The sequence below is a fragment of the Acidovorax sp. 93 genome, assembly GCF_003633835.1.
Taxonomy (GTDB): Bacteria; Pseudomonadota; Gammaproteobacteria; order Burkholderiales; family Burkholderiaceae_C; genus Acidovorax; species Acidovorax facilis.
In genome coordinates this window covers 804034-817016 of record NZ_RBIT01000001.1, presented here as the reverse complement: position 1 = coordinate 817016, position 12983 = coordinate 804034, and the positions used below count along the sequence as shown (strand labels likewise).

Below are 12983 nucleotides of genomic sequence, written 5' to 3'. Positions count from 1 at the left end.
ATGAAGTGCCCCTTCTGCAGCCACCTCGAGACGCAAGTCGTTGAAACGCGGGTGTCTGAGGATGGGGTCTTCATCCGCCGCCGCCGCCAGTGCGGCGCGTGCGACAAGCGCTTTACCACCTACGAGCGGCCGGAAGTGAACTTCCCGGCCATCGTCAAGAAGGACGGGCGCCGCATTGAATACGACCGGGGCAAGCTGCTCGCCTCGTTCAACCTGGCTTTGCGCAAGCGCCCCGTGAGCACCGACCAGATCGACAGCGCCATCGAGCGCATCGAGGAAAAGCTGCTCAACCTGGGCCAGCGCGAGGTGATCTCCAGCCGCATTGGTGAGCTGGTGATGCGCGAGCTCAAGAAGCTCGACAAGGTGGCCTACATCCGCTTTGCCAGCGTGTACCGCAGCTTTGAAGACATCGACGACTTCCGCGCCATGGTCGACGAAGTGCGCAAGTAAAAGCCTTCGTATTGCTGTCTGCACCGGTGTCGGCTACAGGGCCGGATGATCTCAGGCGATTTTGGCCTCCAGCGCTTATCACACAAGCGCTAGCAGCTGCAAATAATGTAGCAATCACATCCACAGGCGATACCTGTGGACCTGCGCGGGCGGGCGCTGTCGCGCGTGCTACACCGCAGCACGCTCCAAAATTAATAGCTGCGCACGCTTTCTGGACAAGCGCTAGACGCCAATTTGGCTTGAAAACTGGCCTGGTGCGAGCCAGCGCGCGACTCGCCTGTACTCCACAATGCGCCCGGTGAAAACCCGCCACTTCCTGCAGCTGGTGCTGCTGTCCGCCCTGTGGGGCGCCTCCTTTCTTTTCATCCGCATTGCCAGCCCCGTGCTCGGGCCCAACGTGATGGCTGCGCTGCGCATTGGCCTGGCCACGTTGACGCTGATGGGCATCATGCGGGTCGCCAACGAACCCTGGCCGTGGCGCCATTGGCGCGAGCTGTTCGGGCTGGGCACGCTCACCGTCGCACTGCCTTTTCTGCTGTATGCCTGGGCGGCCTTGCACCTGCCCGCCGGCTACAGCTCACTGCTCAACACCATGGCCGTGCCCTTTGGCGTGATTGCCGCCGCGTGGATGAAGGAGGACACACTGAGCACGCGCAAGTGGCTGGGTTGCGTCTGCGGCTTTGCGGGGGTGGCGCTGATCGTGCAGCTGGGGCCCGTGGAGCCCACGCCTGCCTTGCTGATGGCAGCGGCGGCCTGTGTGGCAGCGTCAGCCTGCTATGGCATCTCTACGACGTGGATGAAGCGCGCCACGACGCGAATGTCCCCGTTGTCGATTGCCGCAGGCATCCACGCCGCCGCACTGGTGTTGCTGCTTCCGGGCGCTGCGTGGAGCTTGCCCGAGGCCCGTTTCACACCGGGGGCACTGGCTGCGGTGGCCGTGATGGGCATCGTGACCTCGGGCCTGGCCTACTGGCTCAACCTGCGGGTGCTCAAACATGTCTCGCCCGTGGCAGCAATGAGTTCGGCCTTCATGATCCCGCTGTTCGGTGTGGCCTGGGGCCACATCTTTCTGGGCGAGGCCTTGGGCCCCGGGATGGTGTGGGGCGGAGCGCTGGTGCTGGTGGCCACCGGGCTGGTGACAGGATTCAACCCGCTGCGCTGGCTGGCGGCAATGCGCCCGGGGCGCAGCTAAGAACCAGCAAGCGCCTCAGCGGGCCCCGCGCGTGATGCGGTCCGTGGCGGGCACCGGCACCGGGCTGTGGGCGCGGAAGTAAGCCTCCAGCGCATCCAGGTCCAGCCCGCCCACCAGGCGGTCGCGGCCTTCGGCCAGCACGGTGAAGTTGTCCCCGCCGCTGTCGAGGTAGCTGCTCATCACCACGCGCACCTGCGCATCGTCGTGCAGCGGTGTGCCGTTCAGCACCATGTGGCTAATACGCGCACCCACTGGCTGGGTGAGGTCATAGCGGTACGAAAACCCTGCAGACACCAACAGCACCCGGGGCCGCTGCACGGTGTTGCTGCCGCTGGCGAACTGCTGCTCCAGCGCCGCCTTGATCTGCGCGCCCGTGAAGGTCTTGACGACCAACTGGTTGCCGAAGGGCTGCACCGCATAGAGCTGGCCATAGCGCACCAGCCCTTGTTCATCGGGCACCAGATCAGCGCGCAGGCCACCCGGGTTCATGAACGATAGCTGCGCCCCACCCTGCTCCGGTGCACGCATGGCGTGGAGCTGGGCATCGGCCACCAGATTGCCCAGCGCGCTTTCGAGCGACGGGGCCGGTGTGCGCCGCAGGGCGCCAGCGGCCTGCCCCACGGGGCGCTGGGCCAGCGGCACGGCAGCCGCGCGGTAGGTGTCGATGACTTTCTGCACCTGCGGATCCGCCGCAAAGGACGGCACGGCGGAGGTCAGGGGCACGTGCCCCTGGCTGCCCGTGAACGCCTCGCCCTGCACGATGACATTGCGCGCGGCTTTGTGCACCACGCGGCGGGTGCGCGTGTCCACCCGCAACTGGATGTCCGTGAGCAGCGTGCCGTACTGGCCCGCGCTGGTCAGCAGAAAGGGCTTGGCCGGGTTCACGCGGCCGTAGTCGCAAACATAGGCCTGGTGCGTGTGGCCCGAGACCACCACGTCCACCGCCGGGTCCAGCCGCTCCAGGATGGGCACGATGTCGCCCGAAAGGCCCGCGCAGCTGGTCTCCTGCACGCCGGCCGTGGCGCCGCCGCCCTCGTGGATGACCACAGCGATTACATCGGCGCCCTGGGCACGCAGCAGCGGAATCAGCGCGTTGGCCGTGGCCGCTTCGTCCTCAAAGCGCAGGCCCGCCACACCCGAAGGGCTGACCATGGTGGGCGTGGCCTGCAGCGTGAGGCCGATCACGCCCAGGGTGACGGTCACTCCACCCTCGGTAAATCGTTTGATGCCGGTGGCAGGCAGCAGCGTGCGCCCATCCTCGGTGCGCACGGTGTTGGCGGCCAGGAAGCCGAACCGCGCCCCAACGAAGGGCTGGCTGATCTGGCAGGGCTGGCGCGCAGTGAACTTCTCGCAGCCGCCGTGCTGCAGGCGCAGCAGTTCGCGCCAGCCCCGGTCGAACTCATGGTTGCCCACGGCATTGAAGTCGATCTGCATGGCGTTGACCGCCTCGATGGTGGGCTCATCCAGGAACAGTGACGACAGCAGCGGCGATGCACCCACCATGTCCCCCGCCGAAACCACGGCGTGGTGCGGCCCCCGGGCCTTGAGCGCCGCCATGGCGCTGGCGAAATAAGCCATGCCCCCGGCAGGCACCGAGACCGGCCCCGCCGCAGTCTGGACGGTATGCGCCATGCGCGGCGGTTCCAGGTTGCCGTGCAGGTCGTTGAAGCCAATGAGCGTGATGTCGATGTGCTGAGGGGTTCGCCCATCGCCAGTTGGCAAAGCCGTGCCGCAGCCCGCCAGCAGCGCCCCCAGTGTGGCCACCGTCGCGAGTGTGACCTTGCGGCGACCTCGCTGCGATCCCATGAAACCCTGTGCCAACAAGCTGCGCATGGACTACCTCATTCCATCCAAGAAAAAAGGGCGCGCATCGCTGCACGCCCTCTGCGTCACCAGCACCGAAAGCCCGTGCTCTACCCGCAGCGCAGCGCGCCCGTTACAGGAACGATGCCTGGATAGGCGGCACCGGGGGCACCACGTCGCCACACTGGGCGCGATGGCGCAGGGCGTGGTCCATGACGACCAGTGCCAGCAGCGCCTCGGCAATCGGGGCGGCGCGGATGCCCACGCAGGGGTCGTGGCGGCCCTTGGTGATGACCTCGGTGCTGTTGCCATGCACATCGATCGATTCACGCGGGCTGATGATGGAACTGGTGGGCTTGATCGCAATGCTCACCTCCAGGTCCTGCCCGGTGCTGATGCCGCCCAGCACACCACCGGCGTTGTTGGTGCGAAAGCCCTGGGGCGTCATCGAGTCACCGTGCATGGTGCCCCGATGGGCCACGCTGGCAAACCCAGCGCCGATTTCCACGCCCTTGACAGCATTGAGGCCCATCATGGCGTGGGCAATGTCGGCATCAAGCTTGTCGTACAGCGGCTCACCCAGGCCCACCGGCACGCCGGTGGCCTGCACGCGGATGCGGGCACCGCACGAATCACCGGCCTTGCGCAGGGCATCCATGTAGTCCTCGTACTGCTGCACGTCGGCCACGGGGGCGAAGAAGGGGTTGCTGCGCACATGCTCCCAGCTCTCGAACGGGATGGCCAGCTCGCCCAGCTGCGTCATGCAGGCGCGAAACTGTGCACCGTATTGCTGGGCCAGCCACTTCTTGGCCACCGCGCCCGCAGCCACCGTGGGAGCCGTCAGCCGGGCCGACGACCTGCCACCGCCACGCGGGTCCCGGATGCCGTACTTGTGCCAGTAGGTGTAGTCGGCATGGCCGGGGCGAAAGCTCTCGGCGATGTTGCTGTAATCCTTGCTGCGCTGGTCGGTGTTGCGGATCAGCAGCGCGATGGGCGTGCCCGTGGTCTTGCCCTCGTACACGCCGGAGAGGATTTCCACCGCATCGGGCTCGTTGCGTTGCGTGACGTGGCGGCTGGTGCCAGGGCGGCGCCGGTCCAGGTCGGCCTGGATGTCCGCCTCGGACAGCGGCATGCCGGGCGGACAACCGTCGATCACGCAGCCAATGGCCGGGCCGTGGGATTCACCAAAATTGGTGACTGCGAATAGGGTTCCGAAGGTGTTGCCGCTCATGGGGCGGGATTATCCCAGAGCGGCGTGCGCCGCCGTCGCTGGACCCCGCCAGAGAGCATGCCCCACCCAAGAATGACAGGCACAACATGGGGTTCAGATGAATACTTGCCACAAACGCGCTTGGCAGTGCGGCGCGCACTTGCTAGCATCCATGGACGATCTTTGGGACATCCATGCCCGTTTCAGCCCCGCACACTTCCGGCCCTCCTTCCCACCACGGCATCCTGCCGCCAGCCCCTTTGGCCGATGCCCCGTTGCGCAGGGCACTGGATGCCAGCGACAACGCCATCGTGATGAGCAACAGCACCCGGCACGTGGTGTATGTGAATGAAGGATTCACCCGCCTGTTTGGGTTCAGCCCTGCGGAGGTGCTGGGCAAATACCTCAGCGACGTGCTGCTGGGCCCACACTCCGACCCCGGGCTGCTGAGCGAAATCCGTGATGGCATCGACCAGCAAGGGGGCTTTCATATAGAGACGCTGCTGTACAGCAAGGCTGGCCAGCCACGCTGGGTGTCGATGATGATCAATGCCTCGAACGAGGCCTCCGGCGGACCGGGGGGCAGCATCACGGTGCTGACCGACATCACACTCACCAAGATGCACGAGGTGCTTCAAAAGCGCGTGCTGGAGGGCATGGTCAACGAATTGCCGCTCGCCGACCTGATGGCTCTGGTGTGCCGCGAAGTGGAACGCATCGCCCCCGAAGTCACGGCCTCCATCCTGTCCGTGGACGAGCTGGGCCTGCTGCACCCGCTGGCAGCGCCCGGGCTGCCCCCCGCCATCTGCCAGGCGCTGGACGGGGTTCCCATCGGCCCTTGTGCCGGATCGTGTGGCACTGCGGCCTTCCGGCGGGCGCCTGTTGTGGTCACCGACATCGCCACCGACCCCTTGTGGGCCGACTACCGCACCCTGTTTGAGCCCAGCGGCATGCGAGCCTGCTGGTCCAGCCCGATCTGTGACCACGCAGGCAAGGTGATTGGCACCTTTGCCTTTTATTTTCGGGAGCCGCGCGCGCCCGACGCGCTGCACCATAGGCTGGTGGACGTGTGCCTGCACTTGTGTGCGCTGGCCATTGAACGCAACGCCACACGCCAGCGCATTCACCAACTCGCCTTTTTTGATGAACTCACGGGCCTGCCCAACCGCGCCATGTTCCGCAGCAGTGCGGAGCGTGCGCTGGCCAGCCTGCGGCAGGAAGACCACCCTGGTGCGGTGCTCTTCATCGACCTGGATCGCTTCAAGCAGGTCAACGACACCCTGGGCCATTCCGCAGGCGACGCGCTGTTGTGCGAAGTGGCCAAGCGACTCACGCAGTGCCTGCGCGCGCGCGATCTGATCGGCCGGCTGGCGGGTGATGAATTCGTGCTGCTGTTGTCCGAGTGCAGCACTGGGCAAGTCGTGCAGATGGCCCAGAGCATCCTGCAAGAGATGGCCCGCCCCATGGACCTCCACGGGCAAGCCCATGCCTGCCACGCCAGCATTGGCATTGCGATGTTTCCGGACGATGGCGATGCGATCGACACGCTGCTGCGCCACGCTGACCAAGCCATGGTCCAGGCCAAAAGCGACCACAGGCACAGCCTGCAATTGTTCAGCGCCGAAATGAACCGGCGCGCACAGGAGCGCGCCGCCCTGGAACGCGCCTTGCGCCAGGCGCTGGCCGACCGCAGCCTGAGCCTGCACTACCAACCCCAGGTGCTCAGCAGTGCGCCTGGCACCCTGCACGGTGTGGAAGCCCTGGCGCGCTGGCAACACCCCGAATGGGGCATGGTGCCCCCCAGCCGGTTCATCCCAGTGGCCGAAGAGGCCGGCCTCATTCACGAACTGACCTTGTGGCTGCTGGACGAAGCCTGTGCGCAGCTGTCGGCCTGGCGTGCAGCTGGCCACAGCGTGCCCTGCGTGGCCGTGAACCTGTCAGGACGCAGTTTTCACCAGGCAGAGTTTGCGCAGCAGGTCTGCGACGCGCTGGAGCGCCACGGCCTGCGCACCAACGATGTGCTGCTGGAGATCACCGAAAGCGTGATGATGGATGCACGGCCGGTAACGCTGGCCAACATCGAGGCGCTGCACCACAAGGGCTTTAAGCTGTCGCTCGATGACTTTGGCACCGGCTACTCCAGCCTGAGCTACCTGCACCGCCTGCCCATCAGCGAACTCAAGCTGGACATGGCGTTTGTGCAGGACCTCACCACCAGCCCCACCGCACGCGCGCTCACGGTATCGGTGCTCAGCATTGCCCACAGCCTGGGCATGGTGGTGGTGGCCGAAGGGGTGGAAACTACAGGCCAGCAGCAATGGCTACAGGCCCACGGTTGCCCTGTGATGCAGGGCTATCTGTTCGGCAGGCCCATGCCACCAGATGAACTGGAAGCCTGGCTTTGTGCGCCTGCGCGGGGCGTGAGTTGAGAACAGCGCTCGGTGTCGCAGACGTCGCAGCGTTCAGCCGCTGCGGGACTCGTCTTCCGGCCAGTCGCGGATGTAGGCCTTGAGCATCTTGTTCTCGAAGTTCTGGCTGTCCACGACGGCCTTCGCCACGTCGTAAAAGCTGATCACGCCCATCAGCATGCGGCGGTCCATCACGGGCATGTAGCGCGCATGGCGGTCCAGCATCATGCGGCGCACTTCGTCCATGTCGGTTTCGAGCGTGCAGGTCAGGGGCGCGTCGTCCATGGCCGAGCGCACCAGCATCGTGCCCACGCTGCCCCCGTTTTTGACCAGGGCCTGGATCACCTCGCGGAAGGTGAGCATGCCCACCAGGTCGCCATGCTCCATCACCACCAGCGAGCCAATGTCGCGCTCGGCCATCAGGCTCACGGCACCCGCCAGCGGCTCGTCCGGCAATGCGGTGTAGAGGGTGTTGCCTTTGACGCGAAGGATGTCGCTGACTTTCATGGTGCAGAGTCTCCGGGGGATCGGGAAGAGTATGTGTGGACCCACAGGCACCAGCACATCCGCTGGGGTTGCCGAGGTGCTGCAGGCCGTTTGTCGGCAAATATAGCCCACAATGCCCGCCTGCATTGACAACATGGGAGACACAAGATGCCCGGTTACTCCGACCCCGGCTTTGACACGCTGGCGCTGCACGCAGGCGCGAGCCCCGACCCCGCCACTGGCGCGCGCGCCACGCCCATCCACCTGACCACGTCGTTCGTCTTCGAGTCGAGCGACCACGCGGCTTCGCTGTTCAACCTGGAGCGCGGCGGCCATGTGTACAGCCGCATCAGCAACCCCACCAACGCGGTGCTGGAACAGCGCGTGGCAGCACTGGAAGGCGGCGTCGGCGCGATTGCCACCGCCAGCGGCCAGGCCGCGCTGCACCTGGCGATTGCCACACTCATGGGCGCGGGCAGCCACATCGTGGCCAGCACGGCGCTGTATGGCGGCTCGCAGAACCTGCTGCACTACACGCTGTCGCGCTTCGGCATCGAGACCACGTTCGTGAAGCCCGGCGACATCGACGGATGGCGCGCTGCCGTACGCCCCAACACCAAGCTGTTCTTTGGCGAAACCGTGGGCAACCCCGGCCTGGATGTGCTGGACATCCCCACCGTGAGTGCGATTGCGCACGAGGCCGGTGTGCCGCTGCTGGTGGACTCCACGCTCACCTCGCCCTGGCTCATCAAGCCCTTCGAGCATGGCGCCGACCTGGTCTACCACTCGGCCACCAAGTTCCTTTCAGGCCATGGCACCGTGGTGGGTGGCATCGTGGTCGACGGCGGCAGCTTCGACTGGGACGGCCCAAAATCCGCCGGCAAGTTTGCCGAGCTGACCCAGCCCTACGACGGCTTTCACAACATGGTGTTCACCGAGGAGAGCACCGTGGGCGCCTTTCTGCTGCGCGCGCGCCGCGAGGGCTTGCGCGACTTTGGCGCCTGCATGAGCCCGCACACGGCCTGGCTCATCCTGCAAGGCATTGAAACCCTGCCGCTGCGCATGGCGCAGCACATGCGCAACACCGAGAAGGTGGTCGATTTTCTGGCCACACAGCCCTTTGTGTCGCGCGTGGGCCACCCCATGCTGGAGTCGCACGGGAGCCACGCCCTCGCGCAAAAGCTGCTGCCACGCGGCGCTGGGTCGGTGTTCAGCTTCGACCTCAAGGGCAACCGCGAGCAGGGCAAGAAGTTCATCGAAACCCTCAAGGTCTTCAGCCACCTGGCCAATGTGGGCGACTGCCGCAGCCTGGTGATCCACCCGGCCAGCACCACGCATTTCCGCATGAGCGACGAAGCGCTGGCGGGCGCAGGCATCAGCCAGGGCACGATCCGCCTGTCCATCGGCCTCGAAGATGCCGACGACCTCATTGACGACCTGAAACGCGCGCTCAAAGCCGCAGAAAAGGCGGGGGCCTGACCATGCACATCCAAGTCAACGGCGCCTCCATCTACTGCTACGCCGGCGGCAAGGCATTTGATGCCGCCAAACCGACCGTGGTGTTCATCCATGGCGTGCTCAACGACCACAGCGTGTGGGCCCTGCAAAGCCGCTACATGGCCAACCACGGCTGGAACGTGCTGGCCATCGACCTGCCCGGCCACTGCCGCAGCAGTGGCGAGGCGCCCGCCACGGTGGAGCAAGGCGCGGACTTCATCGGTGCGCTGCTCGATGCCGCCGGTGTGCAGCGCGCAGCGCTGGTGGGCCACAGCTGGGGTTCACTCATTGCCATGGAGGCGGCCGCGCGCCTGAAGGACCGCATCAGTCACCTGGTGCTGGTGGGCACCGCCTTCCCGATGAAGGTCTCGCCCGCACTCATCGAAGCGTCACAGACCGACCCCGAGAAGGCGATGCGCATGGTCAACGTGTTCTCGCGCAGCACCTTGTCTGCGCCCCCATCGGCCCTGGGCCCAGGCACCTGGGTGTTTGGCGCGGGCATGGCGCTGGGGCGCAAGGTGCTGCGCAGCAATACGGCGGTCAACGTGTTCCACCGGGGGTTTGTGGCCTGCGATAGCTACACCGGCGGCGAAGCCGCCATGGCGCAGCTCACCTGCCCGGTGCTGTTTGCGCTAGGCAGCCAGGACCAGATGACACCGCCCAGAGCCGCGCAGGGCCTGGTGAATGCGGCACGCGCAGCAGGCAAATCCGTGTCGATGGCCAACCTGCCGGTGGGCCACAACCAGATGACCGAGGCGCCGGAAGAAACGCTGTTCGCGCTGCGCGACTTTCTGGCCCGCTGAGCAGCGCTCCGCACGCGTCCCGGCCTGCAGTCAGGCCGGGACGCGCCGCCATGCGGGCCACTGCCACTGCGTGAAAGCACGCAGCAGCCATTCCACCGGACCATAGGCTTGCGTGGCCATCCAGCGGTGGCTCCACGCCAGCTGGGTGGCGTACAGCACCAGCACGCCCAGCACCACCCACCCAGGCGACACTTGGCCCACCAGCGCCAGTCCGTAGGCCGTAAAGACCAGCGCCCCCACCAGCGACTGCAGCAGGTAGTTCGTCAGTGCCATGCGCCCCGCTGGTTGCAGCGCAGCGCCCAGCCGGCGGCCGGCAGGGCCGCGCTGCAGCAACCACAGCAGCAGTGCGACATAGCCGAAAGTGAGAAACGGTGCGGTGGCCAAATCCACTGCCAGTGCAGCCAGACCCACATGCTCGGGCGAGTGAGCGCTGCCGCCTCCCTGCGTAGAGGCATAGAACAACGCACCCGCCACACCGACCGGCAGGCAGCACACCATCCAGCGGTGCAGTCGCGCGGGGTGCTGCGCCACAGTGGCCAGATAGCCGGTGCGGTGCGCCGCCAGCCCCAACAGGAACATGGCCAGCGCACACGGGCCCTGCACGAACACCAGCACAAACCACACGCCCTCGGCCATGTCCCGCCCGCTCTGCGCAATGGCCTCCAGGGCGCTGGCGCGATACGCTTGCGCGGCTTGCTGCGCCTTGGCGTGCAGCTCTGCCAGGGGCAAGTCCATCGGCGGCACCTGCGCCACCAGCCAGGCCAACAGGCCCCAGCCAGCGGCAGTGGCCCCCAGCAGCACCAGTGCCAGCACCACTGCCGTGCCCGGACGCACGTCCCGCCATGCGAGCAGCAGCACACCCAGCAGCGCATAGGTAACCAGGATGTCACCCGCAAACAGCAGCCACGCATGCGCCAGCCCCAGCAATGCGAGCCCCAGCAAGCGCCGCAAAAAACGCGGTACAAAAACGCTGCCGGTGCGCCGGGCAGCGTCCATCTGCAGCGCAAAACTATAGCCAAACAGCATCGAGAACAGCAGATAAAACTTAGTCTCGAAGAAGAAGCTCACCAGCCAGCGCACGGCGTGGTCCACCGGCCGCGAGAAGGCCGGGTCAGACACCCCCACGCCAAAGTAGGTGGAGGCAAAGCTGCCCGCATTGACCATGAGGATGCCCAGCAGCGCAAAGCCGCGCAGCGCGTCGATGGCGTGTTCGCGGCCCCCTGCGGGGGCAGCGAAGGACGGGGTGGTTGTGGATTCCGTGGAAGTCATCCTGGCGATGGTGACAGAACCTGTTCAACGACAGCCCACGGCATCTCATGTCCACAGTGGCACTGCATTTTCAAGGGCTTGGGCGTATAAAGCGTTTGGCATCAGGTAGCCCCACCCCCAAGGAGACAACGATGGACATCAGTGCCCCCCACACCACGACTACCGACCCGCGCACCTTCAAGCGTTTCGCCGAGTTCTACCCCTTTTACCTCGGCGAACACAGCAACCGCACTTGCCGCCGCCTGCATTTTGTGGGCTCCACGCTCACCCTGGTCTGCCTGGCCATGCTGGTGGTCACGGGCAAACCGCAGTACCTGCTGTATGGCCTGCTGTGCGGCTACGGCTTTGCCTGGGTGGGTCACTTCGGCTTTGAGAAGAACAAACCCGCCAGCTTCAAGCGGCCGCTCTACAGCTTCATGGGCGACTGGGTGATGTACAAGGACATCTGGACGGGGAAGGTGCCGTTCTGAAGCGGTGATTCGCCACAGCTGTCACGGCGATAAATTCAAGTAAAAACAGGCCATAGCGCTTATCCAGCAAGCGCAAGCAGCTATATTTTCGATAGCTTACATGGGCACGGCCCGCTGCGCGCCCAGGCCGGGGTCAGCGCCTGCGCCCACCTGCAGCACATCCTCCAGCAGCAACCCGTCCAGCCGGGCCTGTGACCACAGCGGCTGCAGGCTCTCGGCGCGCTCCAGCAGCAGGCGCTGCACCAGCGGCGCCAGGGGTGTCGCGCCCGGGTTGGCCAGCAGCACATAGCGCGGCTCGGGCACGTCCGCAGCGTCCACCGCCGCATCGTTGACCTGGCCCACCCAGTCCAGCGCGGTCAGCGCCTCGAGCACCGGGGCCAGCTGCAGCACGTCCACCCGCAGCAACTGGGCGAGCTGGCCGGGGCGCAGGCCTTTGAGGGGCTGGTGGCGCACGCGGTGCAGTTGCTGCAGCACCTCCACTGCCAGTTGAAACGTCCAGCCCGCCACGGTGCCGCGCCGCGCCACACCTGCCAGCAAGCTGGGCAGGTAGGCCGTAACCACCGCGCCCAGCAGCACGATGACCCAGGCCACATAGATCCACACCAGCAAAATGGGCAGCGTGGCGAATGCACCGTACACCACCGAATACGTTGGCACCTTGCCGAGGTACAGCGCCAGCACCTTCTTGGCCAGCTCGATGCACACGGCCACGAACAGCCCTCCCGTCCAGGCGTGCCGCCACTTCACCGGCGTGTTGGGTACATAGTGGTACAACGACGCCATGCCGCCCGCCAGCACCACAAACTGGATCGAATCGAACAGCAGCTGCACACCATCGGGCAGGCGCTTGACCAGCCCGCCCGAGGCCGACATCACATACGACGTGAGCGCCAGGCTCGCCCCCATGAGCAGCGGGCCGAGTGTGATGGCGGCCCAGTAGATCAGCACCCGCTGGCCCAGCGGCCGCAGCCGCTGCACGCGCCAGATGTCGTTGAGGGTGCGGTCGATGGTGAGGATCAGCGCCAGCGCCGTGGCCAACAAAATGCTGAAACCTGCCACCCCCAGGCTGCTGGCCTTGGCCGCAAACTGCGTGAGGTAGCCCAGCACCTGGCGCGAGATGCTGTCGGGCACCAGGCTGTTCACCAGCCAGCCCTGCAGCGCATCCTGCAGCTTGCCGAAGATGGGGAAGGCCGTGAACACTGCCAGCGCCACGGTGAAGAAGGGCACCAGCGCCAGGATGGTGGTGAAGGTCAGGCTGCTGGCCGTGAGCCCCAGATGGTCCTCACGAAAGCGCTCACGCAGCGTCTGGGCCGTGGTTTTCCAGGGGAAGTGCGACAGCTCGGTCACCAGCGCCTCCGCGCGCTGGGCCACTGCCTGTAAGGACAAGGACATGGC

Annotated in this window: 11 protein-coding genes; 6 read left to right on the top strand and 5 right to left on the bottom strand. The window is 66.0% G+C overall.

Annotation, left to right across the window (positions count from 1 at the left end):
* Both nrdR and C8C93_RS03700 read left to right on the top strand, forming a co-directional pair.
* Positions 1-450: a transcriptional regulator NrdR gene (gene nrdR / locus C8C93_RS03705; RefSeq protein WP_055394770.1), complete on the top strand. Its 450-nt coding sequence runs from the start codon at positions 1-3 to the stop codon at positions 448-450.
* A gap of 289 nt (positions 451-739) precedes the next feature.
* The gene (locus tag C8C93_RS03700) at positions 740-1642 is read left to right on the top strand and encodes a DMT family transporter (protein ID WP_121505954.1); all 903 of its coding nucleotides are present in this window, start codon (positions 740-742) and stop codon (positions 1640-1642) included.
* Between the two features lie 15 nt (positions 1643-1657).
* Here C8C93_RS03700 and C8C93_RS03695 read toward each other — a convergent pair whose 3' ends face one another.
* Positions 1658-3475, bottom strand: coding sequence for a bifunctional UDP-sugar hydrolase/5'-nucleotidase (locus tag C8C93_RS03695; RefSeq protein WP_121505953.1), 1818 nt, complete (start codon positions 3473-3475; stop codon positions 1658-1660).
* Between the two features lie 103 nt (positions 3476-3578).
* Positions 3579-4676, bottom strand: coding sequence for a chorismate synthase (gene aroC, locus C8C93_RS03690; protein ID WP_055394766.1), 1098 nt, complete (start codon positions 4674-4676; stop codon positions 3579-3581).
* Between the two features lie 173 nt (positions 4677-4849).
* Between aroC and C8C93_RS03685 the strand changes: the two genes are divergently transcribed.
* Complete coding sequence (locus C8C93_RS03685; RefSeq protein ID WP_233559235.1) at positions 4850-7084, top strand: EAL domain-containing protein; 2235 nt, start codon at positions 4850-4852, stop codon at positions 7082-7084.
* Between the two features lie 33 nt (positions 7085-7117).
* On the opposite strand, the gene C8C93_RS03680 is transcribed toward C8C93_RS03685, so the two are convergent.
* The gene (locus tag C8C93_RS03680) at positions 7118-7570 is read right to left on the bottom strand and encodes a CBS domain-containing protein (protein ID WP_121505952.1); all 453 of its coding nucleotides are present in this window, start codon (positions 7568-7570) and stop codon (positions 7118-7120) included.
* Positions 7571-7717: 147 nt separating this feature from the next.
* On the opposite strand from C8C93_RS03680, the gene C8C93_RS03675 reads away from it, so the two are divergent.
* Together C8C93_RS03675 and C8C93_RS03670 are read left to right on the top strand one after the other, a co-directional pair.
* On the top strand, positions 7718-9028 hold the full coding sequence (locus tag C8C93_RS03675) for an O-acetylhomoserine aminocarboxypropyltransferase (protein ID WP_121505951.1): 1311 nt from the start codon (positions 7718-7720) through the stop codon (positions 9026-9028).
* A gap of 2 nt (positions 9029-9030) precedes the next feature.
* Complete coding sequence (locus tag C8C93_RS03670; RefSeq protein ID WP_121505950.1) at positions 9031-9849, top strand: alpha/beta fold hydrolase; 819 nt, start codon at positions 9031-9033, stop codon at positions 9847-9849.
* A 30-nt stretch (positions 9850-9879) separates the two neighbouring features.
* Here C8C93_RS03670 and C8C93_RS03665 read toward each other — a convergent pair whose 3' ends face one another.
* A complete protein-coding gene (locus C8C93_RS03665) occupies positions 9880-11118 on the bottom strand; it encodes a DUF418 domain-containing protein (RefSeq protein WP_370108148.1) in 1239 nt (412 codons plus the stop codon).
* Between the two features lie 131 nt (positions 11119-11249).
* Here C8C93_RS03665 and C8C93_RS03660 point away from each other — a divergent pair, with 131 nt between their 5' ends.
* Positions 11250-11588 (top strand): Mpo1-like protein, encoded by a 339-nt coding sequence (locus tag C8C93_RS03660; protein WP_121505948.1) that lies wholly within the window; start codon positions 11250-11252, stop codon positions 11586-11588.
* A gap of 96 nt (positions 11589-11684) precedes the next feature.
* On the opposite strand, the gene C8C93_RS03655 is transcribed toward C8C93_RS03660, so the two are convergent.
* Positions 11685-12980 carry a YihY family inner membrane protein gene (locus C8C93_RS03655; RefSeq protein WP_121505947.1) on the bottom strand — a complete coding sequence of 432 codons (1296 nt, stop codon included), beginning with the start codon at positions 12978-12980 and terminating at the stop codon, positions 11685-11687.
* Between the last annotated feature and the right edge of the window lie 3 nt (positions 12981-12983).